Below are 20,553 nucleotides of genomic sequence, written 5' to 3'. Positions count from 1 at the left end.
GCTTCAAGGGACTCAAGAGACTCAAGAGACGCCTCTCCCTCTTTTAGACAGGCGGCAGCAAGTCGCTTAACTTGGCTTCCCATATGAACATACAGCCTTAGGCCCTCATTTGGGATGAGCTACAAGCCGGCTTGAACCCAGTGCTGGCGCGGAATCCGGCTTCCATCGCCACAATCAACCGCGAGCTTGGTGTCACCATTATCCTGTCGGAGCATTGGCTTGAAGACGCGCCTTCTCTCTCAGATACGGTCGTCATAATGGACCATGGTTCTACCCTCGCACCGGGTGCACCAACAGAGGTCGGTTTAAAGCCTCGTGAAATGGGCCATTCTATGTTCCACTTAATAATTACTTTTGTGTGAATATCAGCAAAAATCGACAATATTCTACCTTGTTCGATCAATGTCTGAGAAGGACGAGACTTTCTGTGTAAACTTCAAAGATTCAGGAATCATAAAGTCGAATCTGCTGTTGCTGTTGTAGCTTCTACACTTCAGGAGCCGGTTGTCGAGATGGGATAGGCTTGGTTCAAATATGACAAAAAAGGTTCCGATATCGAATGACTAGGGTATCCGCCGTGACGTTTCTCGAGGATAGGTAGTAATCTATCCCGAGTGATGTTAAGGAGATGATGGGGTGTGCCTAGAAAAGGCGGAAGCAGCATATCAATCAAGAGCAAGTGGACGAAGACGAAGTGGTTGCTGGCAGACCGTACATTAAGACGATTCGTTCCCGAAACGAAACGCTTTACCCGCTCATCACTTCTTGCGATGGTTGGGCGATATAAGACCGTGTATTTCAAACCAACAACCGGGACGGGTGGCAGCGGCATTGCACGTATTGTTCGGCTATCTGCTCGGAAATTTCAGGTGAAGAAAGACACAAGAACCACCCAAATTTCTTCCGCAAGCTCGCTTTATCGCCGACTAAACAGAATAGCCCGCGGCAGAAGCTACCTGCTCCAGAAAGGCATTTATTTAAAAGCTTCTCGCGGCAGACCATTCGACCTGCGGATGATGGTACAGAAGGACGGCAGCAAATGGGTGCCAACCGTTATGTTCGCCAAGCTTGGCAAGAAGAACAAGGTAGTCACGAACTACCATCAAGGCGGCAAACTTGCTCAGGTTGAGCCGACACTGCGACGCTCGGGGTACAGCCAAGCTCAAGTTACGCGATGTAAGCAGAGGCTGAAGACAATGGGCATGCAAACGGCGCGCTGCTTCGATCGTCACAGTACCCGGTTCAAGGAACTCGGCCTTGACGTGGCTCTTGATCGCAAAGGACGGCTATGGATTTTGGAGGTCAACACGAGGCCGGGCTTTAGCGCGTTAAAGTCGCTTGCCGACAAGCGGTTTTACCGCACGGTTACCCGCTATGGCAGGAAGTATGGAAGAACCAAATAAGCCTATATAGAGCAGGCCATCCTTCATGAGGATGGCCTTTTGGCTGTTTTTACAGAAAAATGGAGAAAATGATTGTTTTTTCGACAAAATAAGTGTAAATTTCAGAATAAAGAACTAGTTTAATAGTATTATAGTCCTATTCAAATAGGCATTAATAAATTGCTATGGCTTACTATCATAGATTGTTTCTTACTGAATGGGGGGGTATAGCGTTGAATGTCGATAAAAAAGAGACGACTTTACGAACGTTAATGAGATTAGGGCCCATTCCACTTTCTTCTTTTTTCTCTATTGCGATGGAATTAGTAGAGTTGATTAGTCAGCATCATCGCAACGGAATTATTCATGATCCTCTAAGCCCCGACCATATATTCATTCGATTTCAAGGTGAGCGACCGATACTGAGGTTTGTCAGCTCGTCCGAATCCCATCAGACCAATAAGCAGGGAATTCATAGAGAGCAGGAAGAGTTCAATCGCACATTTGCTTACATCTCGCCGGAGCATACGGGGCGCATGAAGCGGAAGCTCGATGAACGCAGCAATTTGTATACATTAGGCATCCTATTCTACGAACTGCTGGTCGAAGAAACCCCGTTTAAGGCGAAATCAGTGAATGAGTGGATCCATGCCCATATTGCTCTGCTGCCGATTCCCCCACAGTCTGTGAAGTCCGAAGTGCCGCGCATGCTGAGCAATCTCGTAATGAAGCTATTGTCCAAGGCAGCAGATGATCGCTATTATAGCGTCTACGGTCTCCGTTTTGATTTGCAGAGATGCGCGAATCAGTATAGGGAGAAAGGCAGCATTACACCATTTACTTTAGGAGAAACAGATGCAATAAGTCGATTTCAATTACCGACCCGGTTATATGGCCGAGAAGATGAATTGCAGAGATTGCTTCAATCCTATGAGCGTGTCTCCGCGGGTGCTATGGAGTTTCTCTTAATTGGCGGTCATGCAGGAAGCGGCAAAACATCGTTAGTGAAAGCCATTCATACGCTGCCCGGTATGCCCAAGAAGGGGTACTTCATCTCCGGTAAGTTCGATCAGCTCAATCACTCGCTCCCCTATTCATCCCTTATTATCGCCTTTCGTGATCTCATTGGGCAGATTATAGCGGAAAGTGAAGAACGCTTTACATCATGGAAGACGAAGATTATCTCTGCTTTAGGCCAGAGCGGAAGTGTACTCATTGAAGTTATTTCCGAGCTAGCCCTCATTATTGGTGAACAACCCCCCGCGCAAGAATTGCCGCCGGCCGAATCAACGATTCGCTTTCAAACGTTATTTTGCAACTTTATTCAACTTTTCGCAGATCAACATCACCCGCTTGTCATCTGGCTGGATAACTTGCAATGGGCGGATGCTGCTTCACTTCATTTACTTCGCGTTTTATTGAACGACCCGACTAATAAATATCTGCTTATTATTGGTACTTATCGTAATAATGAGATTCATGAAGGACATCCGTTATTGGAAATACTATTTGGTCATTCTTCTAAGAAGGACCCCTCCATTCAATGTATGAATCTGAAATCACTCGGATATTCCAGTGTCATCGACTACGTTTCGGATGTACTGCATGCTAAGCCGGATCGAATTAAATCGCTGGCGGAAGCGCTGTATCAGAAAACAGGAGGCAATCCCTTTTATTTAAAACAAATGCTACATAGTTGTTATGAAGACAAGCTGCTGTATTTCGACGCAGAACAAGGCTGTTGGAATTGGGATATCGGGCTGATTAAAGAAATGGAAGGCTACAAAGATGTCATTAGTCTGATTATGAGCAGGTTCAACGCGCTCCCGTCAGAAACCCGTCAATTGCTGCATTTGGCAAGCTGTATAGGAAACGCTTTCGACATCAATCGATTATCCATGTTATGCGAGCAAGAGGTTGAAGAGACTGAACATGGTTTGCAGGCTGCATTGGATGAGGGTTTCGTGTGGAGTGAAGGGGATCGGTATATCTTCTTGCATGATCAGCTGCGAAGTGCAGCCTATGAACTGATGCAGGAAGAGGATAAGAAGCAGGTTCATTTGAGAATCGGCCGTTTCATGCTTTGTTATTATCAATCGGAATCGATCACGATGGATGATCATCTCTTCGAGATTGTGCATCATCTGAATTGGGGTAGCGAGCTCATAACGGAACCAACCGAGATTGAACGATTGGCCGGTCTGAATTTACAAGCAGGCAAGAAAGCCAAAGCCTCTGCGGCGTATGATCAGGCGTTGGAGCTGCTGGAGAAAGGCGTTCAATTGATTGGAAGCAAGGGCTGGTCTACACACTTTGACCTCTATTCCCATTTGTTGCTTGAGAGCTCAGAGTGTCAGTATTTCTGCGGTTATTTCGACCAGGCCGAGTGCACGCTGGACCAGCTCCTCTTGCACGTCGTGAATTTGGCGGATCGGGCCAAAATCTATATTATCCAAATTACGATGTACGCTTTCCTGAAGCGAGAAGGAAAATCGGCCGAAATTGCGTTTAGGTCCATGGCGGAGTTTGGGTTAGTAGTACCATCCAAAGCCTCGAAGCTAGCGATTATTTCCGAAATTGCGCTCACTCAGCTATGTCTGGCAAGAGAAGGGGACAACATCAAACAGCTGTCGAAGAGCAGAGATCCTTTGCACAAAGCATTAGCGGATATCGTAATGGCTTCATCGCCAATCCTGTTTATTGCAAATGAACAATTAGCTGTTATTTTGTTCGCCAGGTATGTAAGAATGGCGTTGCATCAGAAGAACTCTGAGGCGCTTGCAATAGCGCTCGGCTCTTATGCGATTACATTATGCTTTGGTTTGAGAAGCTATAAAGCCTCCTTGCGTTTAGTTGAAATTGCACTCAGCTATTCGGAGAAAATGGACAGTGCCGTCTTAAGAGGGAAAATTCATTTCATGGTGGGGATGATTCTACAATTCCTGCGACCTCAATTATCGGATCGTCACTTTGAACATGCGGCCCAATTAAGCTTGGAGGTAGGCGATCTGAATTACGCGGGTTACTCTTTGTCTTCGAGAATTATTACGGATACCGGTAATTTGTGTCGTTTGAGTCGAATGTGTACCCAATATGAGCAAACGGCGATTCGAATGCTTGATGTGATGTCCCTGCGGGTGATTGATTTAACGAAGCAATATGTACACCTCTTGCAATCTGCGACAGATGCGGCAAATATGAAGGTTCATTTTGAGTATTTCGATGATAGCCGGCTATTACAGGAAAAAGTAATGAACAACTCCTATAAGTCTTATATGGTTTATAACGCTACATGCAAGCTTGAAGTGTATTACCTGTATGGCTATTATGCAGAAGCCCTGGCAGCTGCCGAAGGAACGAGGGAATATGAGGGAAGCAAGACGTTGTCGTTCGATCAAAGGCACTGCTTCTACCATGCGTTGACTATAGCTGCTCTCTATCCCAGTGCCTCGGGTCCTGCTAAACGCAGCTATCATAGACGTCTAAATCAATTACTGGCTCAGATGAAAAAGTGGACAAGGATCGTTCCGGAAAGCACATTAAGCAAGTACTGGATGATGCTTGCCGAGTCCGCTCGGTTAAGCGGAAAGCATCGAGTGGCGGCAAAGCTGTATGACCAAGCCATTGAGCTGGCTCATGTAACCGGATGTCCGCAGGATGAAGCGGTCGCGCTTGAATTGGCCGGCCAATTTCAACTCTCGTTGAATCATCCTCATGCCGCAGAAACCTACCTTCGAAATGCATGCAAAGCGTATTGCAGGTGGGGGGCCAGAGGTAAGGTTGCCTCCATGCAAGAACAATATGCGGCGCTTAAGTCGTTTTCTTTCTTCGAAGAAGAGGATCTCGAAGATTGCGAACGCAAAGCCGAGTTCGGAAGAACGGAGCCGGATCGAAAGCTCGCCCAAGGCTTGGATAAGGTGCTGGATATGGATACGATTCGACAGGCTTCAAAAATTGTGGCTAAAGGTACGGCAGAGACGAAATTGCTGGAGGGTTTCCTTCAGCTGGCCATTCAGAATGCAGGTGCTGAGAAGGGCGTCATCTTATTAGGCAGTCCCGGTAAATTGGACATCGTTGCAGAGAACGACATGAACCGCTGTGATGACCGATGCATAGAACCTTCAGCCTCTTATTCTGCTGCAGTGGTGCAATATGTCATGAGAACGAAGGAATCCATCGTACTTGCAGATGCGTGCCAAGGCATATTCGCAACAGATCCCTATATTGATTTGAAACGACCGAAATCCATCTTGTGTATGCCCATTCGATATCCGGATCATCGAGAGGGCATCCTGTACCTGGAAAACAATCTAGTTGCGGATGTTTTTAATATGGAACGTTTTGAAATATTGGAAATGGCGTTCTCGCAGATGGCATACATGCAACTCTGGCAATTACGAGAGCCTACCGGCGGTGTAGCAGTCAAAGAAGTTAAAGTAAAACTGGCAGCTTCTCTGATTGAGTCGCTTTCGAATCGTGAGCTGGATGTTCTTCGCCTCATGGCAGATGGCTTATCCAACAAAGAGATTGCCTCACGGCTGGAGATTACAGAGGGCACAGTTAAAATCCATGCCTTCAATATATATGGTAAGCTGCAGGTTAATCGGAGAGTACAGGCCATCTCCAAAGCGAGGGAGCTGCAGCTATTGGGCTAATGCCGTAATCCTTCTAATCGTACTTATTGCTGCTCAAGTAACTCTCCACGAATAATCGGAATTTCTTTGGGAGCCTCAATCGTTAAGCGCAATAATCCATCATCACTCTTAATAACAGAAACTATAATATTTTCATTGATGACAATGGATTGTCCGGGTTTTCTTCCGACGACCAGCATGAAACTCGCCCCTTTATGTAGATGAATTAGGTTATACGATGATCATAAACTGTGCCGGCCTTTATGTGATCTGACGAAAGTTATAGCGGCCAAATGTTTAGGGAATAAGCGATATAACCAAAGTTATAGAGGACGATAAAACAAAGAAAGAAGGGAGCTCTAGCTGCGCTAGAGTTCCCTTCTTTAAGTTGAAGATTAACGAAGCAACTGAAGTACGCCTTGTGGTTGTTGGTTAGCTTGTGCCAGCATCGCTTGAGCAGCTTGGGAAAGGATGTTGTTCTTCGTGAACTCCATCATTTCTTTCGCCATATCTACATCGCGGATACGGGATTCAGCAGCCGTCAGGTTCTCAGAAGAAGTACCCAGGTTGTTGATTGTGTGCTCAAGTCTGTTTTGGTAAGCACCCAGTTTCGAACGTGCTGTGGATACAGCGCTGATTGCATCGTCAAGAACGGAAATCGCTGCGGAAGCTTTGGAAGCTGTGCTCAGATCAAGCGAGTACTCAGTGCTCGACTCGTTTGTAACGGAAGCTTTAGCTGTGAATGCAGCTACTTTACCGTTAGACGCTGTAATCGAGGAGTTAGCAGCAGTTCCTGTTACTTTCAGCGCTTTGGAACGCATGTCGGCAATTTCAACAGCCAATGTTTGACCGCTGTTCGAACCGATTTGCATGGACAACGAGTTGTCCACTACATCATCCTCAAGCTTGAACGTTGTGTTCGTGGAGTTCGTCAATGTAGCAGCATTCGTAGTCAGTGTAACACCGTTATCGAACTCAATTGTATCGCCGGCTTTACCTTTTTGAGTATCGTAAGTTGTTGTACCGCCATCGTTAGTCAATGCGAATGTATATTCAGTAACATTGGCATTAACACCGAAGAAGATGCTGCCGTTGCCGGAAAGATCAGCGCCATCGTACTCAAGCTTAACATCGCGGCCCAGGTCAATAACCGTGTTGTTAGCTGCTGAAGCACTCAGGGAGTATTTCGCGCCATCTACTGCAGTACCATCGGCTTTTTGAAGCTCAGCTGTGTAGCCCGATGCTGTTTCGACATCGAAAGTTACATTGTAGCTTGCGCCGGAAGCTTTGCCTTGAAGAGCAGTAGTGCTGAGGTCAATCAGCGCACCCGATCCACCGAAGGAAAGGTTTGTCAGTGCATTTGGCGAGCTAGCAAGTTGAAGCTCGTTAACAACAGAGCTTGTACCAATTTGGGTGCCGGAAACCGTTTCTTTCAGGCTAACGGTGTATTGGCTTTGAACTGTAGTGGACAATGTGTTACCCGATACGAAGGAAGCACCTGTCGAAGTAAGCGTAAGGTCTGTACCGCCGCCATCAAGATCAAATGTAAGATCGCCTGTCGTGTTGGAAGCGATTGTTGCTGTTGCGGTGTTAGCGCCTTGAGTAACTTTGACTTGATCTAGTGCAGCGCCGGATGCAAGGCCAATGACTTGACCGTTATAAGTACCGTTATCATTGACAGCATCAGTAAGGTTCAAACCACCAATAATAGCATCAACATCGACATCAAATTGAACGCCGGCAACTTGAATTGTTTTTGCGCCGTCGCCAGCCGCTCCGGAAATCGAAACTGTGCTAGTGTTAGTACCGTCGCTGAACGTGAATGTAATATCTGCAGTAGTGTCACCACCATCGACTACGGCTACAGTCAACGTATTAGCAGTACCATTGTTAATAAGCGCTGCTTGAGCGGAAGTTGCATTGGAAGCCATTGTGAAGTTGGAGATTACGCCTGCGGATTTAAGCGTACCAGCACCGTTATCCGTAACTTTAGTAGCATCGATTGTTCTCGATGTTTCGATTGTGTACGTACCGGAATCCGTAGCATTAGCCGTACCTGATTTAATATCCAATCCGCTTCCGATGGAGGAGTAGATTTGGCTCTTAGCAACTGTAAGTGTATGGTTCACATCATTCAACGAGGAGTTGCTCTCCAGTGTGATTGCTGTGTTGCCGCTAGCTGTGTTAAGGATTGCTCCAGTATCTGTAGCTGTACCGTCGAGCTGCTTCGTGCTCTCTGCAGTGATCGCAATTTTGTATGCGCCGCCTGCCAGATCAACTGTGTCGCCAGCTGTAACGGATGCATCAGTAACATTGGAGAGAATGGTGGTTTCGATTTGCGCTACTGTGTCGGAAGTAACCGCGATATCGAATGTACCTGTAGGAGCGGTCGATTTAGGATCAACTGTGATTGCAGTAATACCTGTTCCCAGTGTAGTTGTAGCTCCACCGGTAAGTTTTCTGCCATCGCCGGTAATCGCAACATCACCGTTTAAGATTTTTCTTGTATTGAACTCTGTAGTGTTACCGATACGGTTGATCTCGGAAGAAAGTTGGTTAACTTCTTCTTGGATCGCGTCACGATCTGTTGTCGAGTTCGTATCATTGGCAGATTGCGTTGCCAATTCACGCATACGCTGAAGGATTGCATGCGTCTCGCTTAGCGCGCCTTCAGCTGTTTGAATCAAGGAGATACCATCTTGAGCATTACGAGTAGCTTGATCCAAACCACGGATTTGACCACGCATTTTCTCGGAGATCGCAAGACCAGCTGCGTCATCGCCAGCACGGTTGATACGTAGGCCGGACGAAAGCTTCTCCAGGTTTTTGGACGAGTTCGCACCGTTAGCTCCCAATTGACGGGAAGTGTTAAGTGCCGCAAGATTGTGATTAATTCTCATTGTTCATTACCTCCATGTGGTTGTGTTGAGGATGCCATCCATTTGCATCCTTGTGAGACAATAAAGACGTGCCTCCAATTCGCTGCTGGGTCGCGCGCTGATCCAGCCAATGAATTGTGAGCCTCTTCCCTATCCTCCCTGATTTGAACCACTCGTCCTTAAGTGGAAGGTCATGCATCTGATTTATTGTTGCTGTTGTTTCGCTTGTTGCTCTTCAACCAGTTCTCCGCGAACGATTGAAATATGTTTAGGTGCGTCAATGGCTAACCGCAAGTGCCCCTCATCGCTCTTTACAACCTTCACCATAATGGTATTGTCGATCATGATGTATTCCCCTGGTTTTCTCCCTAGTACGAGCATGCACTTCTCTCCTTAGAAGTTAGTAGAAAAAAAGATGAGCAAATACGTCGTTGCCCATCTTCATCCTGAAGAATGACAATCGACTTATTTGCTCATCCATAAGTCTTATGATGTTCTGCTTTACAACCTAGTGAAGTCCCGGAAAACATGATCAGACAGCAAAAGGACGAGTAAATAGGCGGGCATTTATTCGGAGCTTATCCGGAATAAATGCCATGCTTATTCACTCGTCCATGAGTGTAATATGAGTTGCTTTACCCAATATATCGACAGCATTATTTTTTTTATTAGCGTTTTTTGCTGAAATTTGAAAAAAGTTTTCGGACCCTCGCGAGCCTTGAAATGCGTTTATTGCAAAAGCTTATGAATCCTATAAAATCATCTGTCTTGTTACTATCAGCCGCACATGATACGTTAAAGGAATGAAGGTAAGTAATTGTACCAGAATGAACGGAATAACTCATGCGGGAGCGAGGTGTGTAGGATCCATGTTTCAAGTAACAAACAGTCCTTTTCAACAAGATCAGGTGGATTTGCTTAATCGATTATTGCCTACACTGACAGAAGGGCAGAAAATCTGGCTGAGCGGTTATCTGGCGGCAATATCAGTCGCTGCGACATCACCGGGAGCAACGACAACCGTGCAGGCGGCGAGCACACCGGCAATCTCCAAAGAAGTGACGGTGCTCTTCGGATCACAGACAGGGAACAGCCACAGGCTGGCCAAGAAATTATCCGGCAAGCTGCAGGATCAAGGCTTCCAGGTAACGCAGTCTTCTATGATTGATTTTAAAGCGAACACGCTCAAGAAGGTCCAGAATCTCTTCATCCTCGTTAGTACGCACGGAGAAGGGGATCCGCCGGATAATGCGATTTCGTTCTATGAATTTCTGCACAGCAAACGGGCGCCTCAATTAGACGGACTGCCGTTCTCGGTACTGGCTCTCGGCGACACGTCATACGAGTTCTTCTGCAAAACAGGCAGAGACTTCGATCAGCGGCTGGAGGAGCTTGGCGGTACAAGATTGGCTCCACGGGTTGAATGTGACGTTGACTTCGAGGATGCCGCGAACCAATGGATTGAGAGCGTTCTCGCTTCCCTTGGGCAAGCTTCCGCAGCTGTTCAGGCACCGGCCGCTACCTCTGCTGCCGTGGAAGGAACCGTTTCGGAATATTCCAGATCGAATCCTTTTCAAGCTGCCGTGCTTGAGAATTTAAACTTAAACGGACGCGGATCGGATCGGGAGACACGTCACCTTGAGATCTCTCTTGAAGATTCCGGTATCCACTATGAGCCGGGTGACAGCTTGGGCATCTGCCCGCACAATCATCCTAGACTCGTCGACGAGCTGATTGCTGCAATGGGTTGGTCACCGGATGAACGTATTACACTTCCTAAGATTGCAGAGGAGCGCTCATTAAGAGAGGCTCTGACAAGCTATTATGAAATTACAGTGCTGACTAAACCGCTGCTTGAACAAATCGTTGCCCTTACGCCCGGCACCGGACTGGAAGAACTTCTGGCCGCCGGTCAAGAGCAAGAGCTGAAAGCGTACCTTAAAGGACGTGATCTGCTTGATCTGGTACAGGATTATGATTTGGAAGGTGTGCCTGCGGACAGCTTCGTATCGCTGCTAAGACGCATCCCGGCTAGACTTTATTCCATCGCCAGCAGCGCGAAGGCTTATCCGGATGAAGTGCATTTGACCATCCGCAAGGTGCATTACACGGCTTCAGGAAGAGTTCGCTATGGCGTGTGCTCGACCTATGTGTCGGAGCGCCTTGAGCCGGGACAATCGGTATCGGTATTTGTTCAGGAAAATCCGAACTTCAAACTTCCATCCAATCCGGAAACGCCAATTATTATGATCGGACCCGGCACAGGTGTCGCACCGTTCCGTGCATTCCTCGGTGAACGCGAGGAAAGTGGCGCAGAGGGCAAGACGTGGTTGTTCTATGGGGATCAGCATTTCGCATCGGATTTCCTCTACCAAGTGGAGTGGCAGCGCTGGCTGAAGGAAGGCGTTCTAACGCGCATGGACGTTGCCTTCTCGCGGGATACCGCCGAGAAAGTCTACGTGCAGCACCGGATGCTGGAGAAAAGCAAAGAGCTGTATCAGTGGTTGGAGCAAGGGGCGGCCGTCTACATCTGCGGAGACGAGAAGAAGATGGCGCATGACGTGCAAGCGGCACTAGTCACAATCCTGAAGCAGGAAGGCTCCCTCAGCCAAGAAGAAGCGGAAGCGTACCTGATGAAGATGCAGCAGGATAAACGATATCAACGGGACGTCTATTAATTAGGGAGAGCCAAGAGAGCGAAGGAGGCAGAGACATGTCGGATAATAACCTACTATCATCAAACAGTGCACCGCATAGTGATGTGGAAGATATAAAGCGCAGAAGTGATTATCTGCGAGGGACTTTGGAGGAAACGCTGCAGGAGCGGATTACAGGCTCTATCTCTGAGGATGACAACCGATTAATGAAGTTCCACGGCAGCTATATGCAGGATGATCGCGATGTGCGCAATGAGCGGAGCAAGCAGAAGCTGGAGCCGGCGTATCAGTTTATGGTGCGCGTACGGGCAGCCGGCGGTGTCGTAACGCCTGAGCAATGGCTTATGATGGACCGGATCGCGCAGCGTCATGCCAACGGCACCATTCGTTTGACGACGCGGCAATCGTTTCAGCTGCATGGTGTCATTAAGTGGAATATGAAGGCCGTCATTCAAGAGGTAAATGAAGAATTACTAAGCACGCTTGCGGCATGCGGCGACGTGAATCGTAATGTCATGTGTAACCCGAACCCTTACCAATCCGAAGTTCATGAGCAGGTACAGGAATGGGCACAGAAGGTAAGCAGTCACTTGGATCCACATACACGTGCTTATCATGAGCTCTGGCTCAATGAGGAGAAAGTGGTGGACAGCCGTGACGGTATAGAACAGGAACCGATTTACGGACCGGTCTACCTGCCGCGTAAGTTCAAAATCGGGATCGCCGTTCCACCGGCTAACGAAGTCGATGTCTTCTCACAGGATTTGGGATTCATCGCGATTCACGAAAACGGTCGCTTATTAGGCTTTAACGTCGTAGTGGGCGGCGGTATGGGGATGTCGCACGGAGATCCGAAGACGTATCCGCAGGTGGCGCGTACAATTGGCTTCATTACACCGGAGCAAGCGGTGGATGTGGCGGAGAAAACAGTCATGATCCAGCGGGATTATGGGGACCGTGCAGTCCGTAAGCATGCTCGGTTCAAGTATACGATTGACGACCGTGGTTTGGAGTGGTTTATTGAAGAACTGCAGCAACGACTGGGCTGGAAGCTGGAAGAAGCGCGTTCCTTCCATTTTGACCATAATGGGGATCGTTACGGCTGGGTGAAGGGAAGCAACAATAAGTGGCATTATACGTTGTTCATTCAGAATGGCCGGGTGAAGGACGAGGATGGCTATCAGCTCATGACCTGCCTGCGTGAAATCGCCAAGATTCATACAGGAGATTTCCGCCTTACGCCTAACCAGAATTTGATTATCGGCAACGTAACGAGTCAGAAGAAGAAGAAACTTGAGCAGCTTATCGAAACATATGGCCTAACAGATGGGGCGGAGTACTCTGCACTGCGGAGAAATGCAATGGCCTGCGTATCATTGCCGACTTGTGGTCTGGCTATGGCAGAGTCGGAGCGCTACATGCCTTCACTGCTGGATAAGCTTGAATTAATATTGGATGAAGCAGGCCTGCGCGACAAGGAAATCGTCATTCGAATGACAGGTTGTCCAAATGGCTGTGCGCGCCCTGCGCTAGCGGAAATCTCGTTTATCGGCAAAGCGCCGGGCAAGTACAACTTGTACCTGGGCGGCGGACATTCCGGTAACCGGTTGAACAAATTGTATCGTGAGAATATCGGCGAAACGGAGATTCTGAATGAGCTGAAGCCGATCCTGCTCCATTATGCGAAGGAGCGGAAAGAGGGCGAGCATTTCGGTGACTTCTGTATTCGCAGCCAATATGTCAAAGCAGTAGTTTCTGGTCTTGATTTCCACGCTTAATTCACGTTGTCCATATTGAACGTCTAGTTGTGACGGTCGCCATGTGCGACCGTTTTTTGTTATAATCACTAAAACATTGACAGAAGAAGAGGGATTTGTCTGTTTTTGTCGAATGTGTTTATTCTATTCATGATCATAGAGATAGTGTAGATAGAATTATGGGACAACTAGGAGCCAATGACAATCATGACCCCGTTTATTCGTGACTTAATCGTAAACACCTCTATCCTCTTTGTATTTACTTTCCTTACCGGACAGCTGTTTACCCGATTTGGAAAAGTCCGTAAGCCATCTTGGCGGTATAAGCTGAATGTTGGCGTATTGCATGGCGTATTTGGTATCATTCTGATCTTCTCGGGTATTCATGTGCAATCGAATGTCGTGCTTGATGTGCGCAATATTGCTTTATTTATGTCCGCGCTGTATGGCGGCCCCATTGCAGTGACTGTCACAAGCGCAATTACGGTGCTATTCCGAACCATAGAAGACCCTTCCGCGTTTCCGGTGCTGTTCACTGTGGCTGCGTGCCTATCCCTCGGAAGTGCGATCATTGCTGCTAAGGTGCGCACTTATGTACTGAAGTGGACAACCTTTCTGATTTATTTGGCCATTTTCTTCTTCATCGATTTCTACATCGTGTTTGACCTTCCTTTCCTGGCAAGAGTTGCTCCTTACCTGCTGATTAATTTAGTAAGCGGCATACTGGCAGCCTATCTGCTTCATTATTTCCGGCGGAATCGCAGCTTGAACCACACGATTAAAGAACTGCAGCAAGAGCAGCAAAGTATTCTAAGGCTGCAATCCGGATTTACGTTCAAAATTACCAATCAACCCGGCACTTATATGTTTACCTTGGCTGAGGGTCAGCTGCTTGAAGAGATGGAGATGACATCGGAGGACTTTGTTGGAAAACCGATTCATGAGGTGCCCCTGTTTGCGTTCTTACAGCATAATCTTACAGGTGTGCCGATTACCGAGAAAGTGACCTGCGAAGCAGTGGTAGCTGCGTATCAACTCTTAATTACAGTGCGTCCTGTTATGGAAGAGGGTACCGTTAGGGAATGGATCGGTTCGGTTATGGATATTACAGAGCGTAAACGAGCGGAGCAGCAGGTAACGGAGAAGGAAGAGCGGTATCGTACGCTCGTAGAGAACTCGCAGGATTTTATTCTGAGCTTTCATCTGGACGGCACGATTGCTTCGGTCAATCAGAAGATGTGCGAAGAGCTGCAGCTGGAGCGGGATCAAATTATCGGGCACAAACTGACGGATATCTTGTTAGACGGGTATCTGGAAGAATGGGAGCGCAGCTTCGAGCAAGCGATTCAGGAGCAGAATACGCAAGAGCTTGAAGTGCGGCAACTGTTGCTGAAGCAGAACAAGATATACAGCCTTACGCTCTCACCGTTCTTTAATTATTATCAAGAGGTTAAAGGGGTTACCGTAACCATTCACGATAATACGGAGCTTTATCAACGGAAAGCAGCCGATGAGTCGAATCAAGCGAAGAGTCATTTTCTCGCCACGATGAGCCACGAAATCCGCACACCGCTTAGCGGTATTATTGGGTTAAACGGCTTGCTGATGAAGACGGACCTTACTCCTATTCAGCGCAATTATGTATCCAGAATGGGCTCTGCCTCCGATGTACTGATGGTCATTATTAACGATATATTGGACTTTTCCAAAATCGAAGCAGGCAGAATCGAACTGGAGCGCATTCCGATTTCCCTTCACGGTTTTCTGGATAAATTGATGCACATGACGTCATTAATGGTCGAAGGCAAGCCGATTACGCGCATATTCGACGTCTCCGAGAATTGTCCGGACCGCATAATTGGAGATCCGCTGCGATTAGAGCAGGTCATGCTCAATCTATGCAGTAATGCGAGTAAATTTACGGATAGCGGCTTCATCCGGGTTGCGGTGGAAGTCGAGACTACTGCGGCTAAATCGAATAAAATACTGCGATTCTCGGTTCAGGATACGGGCATTGGCATTTCCGAAGCGCAGCTCCCGCTGTTATTCCGATCGTTCACGCAGGCCGACAGCTCAACAAGCCGCAAATACGGCGGTACAGGACTCGGACTTGCCATCTGTAAGCTGCTTGTGGAAACGATGGGCGGTCAGCTTGTAGTGAGCAGCGAGCAAGGGAAAGGAAGCACGTTCTCGTTTATGCTGCCCCTGGAGGAGATTGCACCGGACAAAGACGACATGACCACACTATCCAGTGGTGCTATTGCCGCAGCTAATGAGATTCTTGAGGAGCAAGGGAGTCAATCGGATGATAGGCAGCTTAAAGGACGTATTCTGCTCGTTGAGGATAATGAAATAAATCAAATCATCGCCAGAGAAATACTTACGGGGAGCCATTATGATATTGAAGTAGCGAGCAATGGATATGAGGCATTGCAAGTGCTGGAGCAATCCGAACCAGAGCAGTGGGATGCCATTCTCATGGACATTCACATGCCGGAGATGGATGGCTGCGAGGCCACCAGGCATATCCGGATGAATCCACGATTCCGGCATTTGCCGATTATCGCGTTAACGGCCGATGTTTTCTCGGAAAATCATGAGCTCTATTATCAGGCAGGCATCGATGATATTACGACGAAGCCCTTTATCAAGGCGCAGCTGCTGGCGACGCTGGACAAGTGGCTTGGCAAACATACCTAAGAAAGGCGGCACAAGGGGGGACCTTGTTGCCGCCTTTTCTTATGACTGCTGAATTAGATGTACCGGCGGACCGTGTCTGCCAACTGGTCGGCAACGTAGCCTGCACCGGAAGCGAGCTGATTGCGGTCGAAGCGGAGCTTGACGTAACGCTCGTCGGTATCGAATGCTTCGGAGAATAAGCCGGATAAGCCGCGCGCCTTGCGATCGATCTGCAGCAGCAACTCAACTCCGTTCTCATCGGGATAGAATACGATTTCCAGCTCATCCAACTGGCCTCGGAACTCCGAGGTGGGAATGAATTCAAATTCCTGCACGAAAGGCAATCCTGAAATTCTGCCGTATTGCGGCGCGTATTGGCAGGTGACCTCGCGAATGCGGAAGCCGAGCTGACGAACGGCCTCCAGTACAACTGCAGCGTAGGGGTGAGGGTTCACTTGAAGCTGATCCCGATCCTTGGGGTCAATGGCTTCTTTGATTTCCAGTCCGGTTTGAATCCATACCGGCGTTCTGCCCATCGTTACCGGCGTATTCGCCGGTAACTGGAAGGATACAGGGAACTCGTAGACTTGCTCAGCTTCAACCGTAAACTTGCCGGCGAGCAGAAATTTGGCTAAAGGAGCTTCTTCTTCTATCTTCGTATCATTATGTTCCTTTACATATCGTGTCATAACGAAGGCGTAGACATCATCGACCTGCTGAGCCACACGGCCGCCTTGAATCCGGACGATGCCACTAAGAGTATCCCCCGCCTGCACCTCGTCCTCGTGAAGCATGAGATCGACTTGCGCTGCGCCGATTCCGACGCTGGCCAGCATGCGTTTGAACATAGACATTGAGATATAACGCCTCCTTATAAATTTACATATTCAATGAACTGATACGGGATAGGACGATAGAGGTTTCATAGAGGCAGCGGATAATTGCGGTGGTACCGAGATTCCTATCAAACAATGGCTTTTTCTCCTTAATGTGCTTTTAGTTGAATTTAGTTGTTTTGTATTGATATTCCTTGGCGGTTTGAGTATGCTTAAGGAGAAATACATTCCATATTCATACAGGGGGATCAACCATGGGAGCCATTAAGCGGGTAGTCATTATCGGTTGGGATGGAGCGGGGAATTTCGTACAGGCTGCAGAAACGCCTCATTTGGATCGTTTAATCAGCAAGGGAGCCGTTTCATTCGAGGCACAAACCGCTTCTCCGACGATCAGCGCGGAATGCTGGGGGGCGCTTATGCATGGCGTAAACCCGGATAAACACGGATTAACGAATACGAAGGCAGAGAAGCAAACGTTCCCTGACGATTCGCCCTATCCCTCGATTTTTCGCATCGCCCGTGAGGCTGACCCGAGTGCAAAGCTAGCTTCGTTCAGCGCATGGGAGCCCATTAATTATGGCATTATCGAACCGAATATCGGGGTACACAAGATATCGATGCCTGATCGCGAGGTTGCCTTGGCAACGGCTGACTATATAAGCAACAATCCCGATTTCAAGCTGCTCTATGTGCATTTGGATCTACCGGATATGGCGGGTCATAAGCATGGCTATAATACGCCGGAACAGCTGCGAAGCATTGAAGAGACGGATGCCAATAGCGGTGTCATCCTGGATGCACTTGAGCAAGTGAATGCGCTGGCCGACAGTCTCATCATTGTCGTATCGGATCATGGCGGAGGCGGGGAAATCGATACCGACCACGGCAGCGACCATCCGCTGGATAAAACGATTTTCTGGGCGGCGTCAGGACCGGGCATTGAGCCTGGAACAACCATTACGGAGCCGATTGTCATTACGGACACCGCTGCGGTTGTTGCGTATGCGCTGGGGCTTGCGGCACCGGAATCATGGGAAGCGAAGCTGCCGCAGCATTTATTCGGCACAGCTATAGTTGAATAGCATGCTGGTATTGGCTGTTTTCCTTGTGCTGTTCTCCGGGCTTACACATGCCGTATGGAATTTGTTTGCCAAACGCAGCTTGAACAAAGCGGCTTTCTTATGGATCATCCTTCTTCCATCGACAGTCTTCCTGATTCCGCTCGTTATAAGCCGGCTGCTAAGCAAAGCGCTGCCGTGGCAGGCTTATATGCTTATTCTCATTACGATGCTGATACAAGGCTGCTACGCTTTTCTGCTGACCAAAGCCTACACGCTTGGGGATTTGTCGCAAATGTATCCCATCATGAGGGGGACGGCAACACTGCTCGTTCCTACGGTCGGCGTTGCTTTTCTTGGAGAGTCGTTGTCTGTATGGGGCTGGGCCGGCATTCTGTGTATGATCGTCAGTTTCTTCAAAATCAGTGATTGGTCGTTTCGAAGGAGCAAGAGGGGGCGGTCATCCAAACCAATACTCGTTGCGTTCGGGGTGGGGTTATGTACAACCTGCTACGTGTTCGTGGATAAATTGACGCTAGACTATTTATCGCCGCCTGAGCTGCTTTGTCTAGGTAATGCAGGTTTCCTGTTGGCATTGACACCAACGGTGCTGCGTTCAGGCAAGTGGAAGACCGAGCTAAAGACAAATTGGCGAGTTATCCTCATGGGGGCCGTACTTTCGCCGGGTTCGTATTTGTTATTCTTATTTGCGATGAACCTGGCTCCGATGGCTCACATCTCGCCGATTCGAGAGATCGGGACGGTCTTCGCAACCTTGCTTGGCATCCTGGTACTGAAGGAACAGCAGGGGATGAAGCGAATTGCATCATCGGCTGCGATTGCGTCCGCGATCGTGGTCATCAGCGTGTTCGGTTAGGTTAAGTTAAGGGGTCATCCAGCGTATCGGGTGTTTGGCGAGTGCCTCATCCCAATCTGCCGGAGGGGCTTGATTACATAAGATACAGGATACATCCTCCAGATCGCCGAGCTTATACGGGAAACGATGTCCGAGCTTCGTATAATCAGCCGTTACAATAACCTCCGTCGCATGGGAGATGGCCTTGCGGGATACGGCGGACTTGCTATTGTCCAGGCTGGTAAGACCGGCTTCGGCATGGATGCCATCAACGGAAATGAAAGCTTTATCGATATAATAATGGCCAAGAGCCGCTTCAGTCATCGAACCTGCGCACCTGGCATGCAAGGAACTGATTTCTCCGCCGAGAAATAAGATTCGGCCATCGAAACGCCCTTGATTCTGTTGTTCCATTAACAGTGCGGCAGCGGGAAACGAATGGGTCAGCACCGTTAAGGCGGTTTGGGTCAAATGCGGAATGACCGTCAGGAGGGTCGTTCCTTCATCGAGAAAGATCACATCTCCATCACGAACGAGGCCGGCCGCCTGCCGGCCTATTTGATTTTTCTCCTCGCGCTTCAGCGTCATCCGCTCCAAATAAGGCGGTTCCTCGTAGCTGACGGAAGGCTTAACAGCGCCGCCGTACACCTTCTTCAGCTTCGCCTGCCCTTCCAGCTCATCCAAGTATCTGCGCACCGTTTCCTTCGATACGTCAAATAGCTGCACCAATTCCGATGAAGACACATTTCCGTTCTGCTCAAGCAGGTCCAGTATCTTCTGTTTGCGTTCCTCGCCGATTAGCGACATTGTATCCGTAACCTCCAGGCCAAGTGCTTTACTACTTGTCATTTTAACAGAAAAATCGGCAGGAAGTTCTCCTGTATATCCAAATCCGACGCGATTCGTTAAAATAATTGAAAAGGGGAGATGCAGGCATGATGCAACCAACAGATAGCGTTACGATCATGACATTCAACACTTGGCTGGGCGGCGAGGCCGTTCATGACGGTGTGAACAAGATTGCCCGTGCGGTTGAGCTGTCCGGCGCGGACATTGTAGGTTTTCAGGAAACGCCGGATCCGGGGAAAGCAGTAGCGGAGAAGCTCGGCTGGCATCACTATCAGAACCAAGAGGGCCGTGCAAACTGCAGCGTGATTAGCAAATATCCCATCATCGAAGCGAGCCACGTGGAGGGGATGAGCGCGATACTCACTCACATTCAGCTGCCTTCCGGGCAAGTCATTCTTGTCGCCGATGCCCATCTGTATTATGATCCTTACGGTCCGTATTGGGCTTTGTTCGATAATAAACCGACAGACGAAATTGCAGTGATGGAGCAAGAGGCTCGGGGCAGAGAGCTGGCGCTGGTTCTGCGTGATCTTGCCCCTCATCTGGCATCAGACATGCCGCTGTTCCTTATGGGCGATTTCAACGCGCCTTCCCATCTGGATTGGGGCGATGATACGAAGTCACTGCATGACGGTTATGTCGTTCGATGGCCGGTCAGTGCAATGGCGGAAGAGGCGGGGCTTCAGGATTCGTACCGCATCGTGCATCCCGATCCGGCAGCTATGCCCGGCCTTACATGGTCGACCGTCCATACGCCGGAGCATCCTTGGGGAGATAACCCGTTTGAGCCGCAGGACCGCATTGATTATATCTATTATCATGGTTCCCGTGTGAAGGTTGTGAGCTCCGAAGTGTTTGTCGTCGGGGAGCCGAAGGGATTCGGCAATCATGAGGATAATGAGTGGCCGTCCGATCATGCGGCGGTCATATCAACCTTCCAAATCGTAACGCCGTAATGATCAA

The 20,553-nt window shown here is 48.6% G+C and carries 14 protein-coding genes; 9 read left to right on the top strand and 5 right to left on the bottom strand.

The genetic code is table 11. The features are described from left to right. The first annotated feature begins 131 nt into the window (after positions 1–131). The 3 genes from AC0YN4_RS25280 (at position 132) to AC0YN4_RS25270 (ending at position 6,037) form a co-directional block, all read left to right on the top strand. Positions 132–362, top strand: a complete 231-nt coding sequence (locus AC0YN4_RS25280; protein WP_475783219.1) for a hypothetical protein — start codon at positions 132–134, stop codon at positions 360–362. 276 nt (positions 363–638) lie between these two features. Then, positions 639–1,403 carry a YheC/YheD family protein gene (locus AC0YN4_RS25275; RefSeq protein WP_475837091.1) on the top strand — a complete coding sequence of 255 codons (765 nt, stop codon included), beginning with the start codon at positions 639–641 and terminating at the stop codon, positions 1,401–1,403. Between the two features lie 164 nt (positions 1,404–1,567). Next, entirely contained in the window at positions 1,568–6,037 is a 4,470-nt protein-coding gene (locus AC0YN4_RS25270; protein ID WP_475837090.1) for an AAA family ATPase, read from the top strand. A 23-nt stretch (positions 6,038–6,060) separates the two neighbouring features. Here the strand turns inward: AC0YN4_RS25270 and AC0YN4_RS25265 are convergent, their stop codons facing one another. The 3 genes from AC0YN4_RS25265 to AC0YN4_RS25255 all read right to left on the bottom strand — a co-directional run bounded on the left by AC0YN4_RS25265 (position 6,061) and on the right by AC0YN4_RS25255 (position 9,276). Beyond that, positions 6,061–6,216, bottom strand: a complete 156-nt coding sequence (locus AC0YN4_RS25265; protein ID WP_475783216.1) for a carbon storage regulator — start codon at positions 6,214–6,216, stop codon at positions 6,061–6,063. 195 nt (positions 6,217–6,411) lie between these two features. Continuing rightward, positions 6,412–8,916 (bottom strand): flagellin N-terminal helical domain-containing protein, encoded by a 2,505-nt coding sequence (locus AC0YN4_RS25260; RefSeq protein ID WP_475783215.1) that lies wholly within the window; start codon positions 8,914–8,916, stop codon positions 6,412–6,414. A 183-nt stretch (positions 8,917–9,099) separates the two neighbouring features. Beyond that, positions 9,100–9,276 (bottom strand): carbon storage regulator, encoded by a 177-nt coding sequence (locus AC0YN4_RS25255; RefSeq protein WP_475783214.1) that lies wholly within the window; start codon positions 9,274–9,276, stop codon positions 9,100–9,102. Between the two features lie 488 nt (positions 9,277–9,764). On the opposite strand from AC0YN4_RS25255, the gene AC0YN4_RS25250 reads away from it, so the two are divergent. The 3 genes from AC0YN4_RS25250 to AC0YN4_RS25240 all read left to right on the top strand — a co-directional run bounded on the left by AC0YN4_RS25250 (position 9,765) and on the right by AC0YN4_RS25240 (position 16,009). Further along, a complete protein-coding gene (locus AC0YN4_RS25250) occupies positions 9,765–11,573 on the top strand; it encodes an assimilatory sulfite reductase (NADPH) flavoprotein subunit (protein WP_475783213.1) in 1,809 nt (602 codons plus the stop codon). A 35-nt stretch (positions 11,574–11,608) separates the two neighbouring features. Then, positions 11,609–13,330 carry an assimilatory sulfite reductase (NADPH) hemoprotein subunit gene (cysI, locus tag AC0YN4_RS25245; RefSeq protein WP_475837089.1) on the top strand — a complete coding sequence of 574 codons (1,722 nt, stop codon included), beginning with the start codon at positions 11,609–11,611 and terminating at the stop codon, positions 13,328–13,330. A gap of 177 nt (positions 13,331–13,507) precedes the next feature. Beyond that, positions 13,508–16,009 (top strand): ATP-binding protein, encoded by a 2,502-nt coding sequence (locus AC0YN4_RS25240; protein WP_475837088.1) that lies wholly within the window; start codon positions 13,508–13,510, stop codon positions 16,007–16,009. A gap of 53 nt (positions 16,010–16,062) precedes the next feature. On the opposite strand, the gene AC0YN4_RS25235 is transcribed toward AC0YN4_RS25240, so the two are convergent. After that, positions 16,063–16,842, bottom strand: a complete 780-nt coding sequence (locus tag AC0YN4_RS25235; protein ID WP_475837087.1) for a sporulation protein — start codon at positions 16,840–16,842, stop codon at positions 16,063–16,065. 236 nt (positions 16,843–17,078) lie between these two features. Between AC0YN4_RS25235 and AC0YN4_RS25230 the strand changes: the two genes are divergently transcribed. Next, complete coding sequence (locus AC0YN4_RS25230; RefSeq protein ID WP_475837086.1) at positions 17,079–17,909, top strand: alkaline phosphatase family protein; 831 nt, start codon at positions 17,079–17,081, stop codon at positions 17,907–17,909. 1 nt (position 17,910) lies between these two features. Next, the gene (locus tag AC0YN4_RS25225) at positions 17,911–18,762 is read left to right on the top strand and encodes an EamA family transporter (protein ID WP_475837150.1); all 852 of its coding nucleotides are present in this window, start codon (positions 17,911–17,913) and stop codon (positions 18,760–18,762) included. 6 nt (positions 18,763–18,768) lie between these two features. On the opposite strand, the gene AC0YN4_RS25220 is transcribed toward AC0YN4_RS25225, so the two are convergent. Beyond that, a complete protein-coding gene (locus AC0YN4_RS25220) occupies positions 18,769–19,590 on the bottom strand; it encodes a DeoR/GlpR family DNA-binding transcription regulator (protein WP_475837085.1) in 822 nt (273 codons plus the stop codon). 86 nt (positions 19,591–19,676) lie between these two features. On the opposite strand from AC0YN4_RS25220, the gene AC0YN4_RS25215 reads away from it, so the two are divergent. Then, positions 19,677–20,546 carry an endonuclease/exonuclease/phosphatase family protein gene (locus tag AC0YN4_RS25215; protein WP_475837084.1) on the top strand — a complete coding sequence of 290 codons (870 nt, stop codon included), beginning with the start codon at positions 19,677–19,679 and terminating at the stop codon, positions 20,544–20,546. Positions 20,547–20,553 lie beyond the last annotated feature (7 nt).

The sequence above is a fragment of the Paenibacillus sp. J22R3 genome (assembly GCF_056269305.1).
Note: the sequence above shows the minus strand (reverse complement) of the source record. Positions and strands in the feature narration are given on the sequence as shown.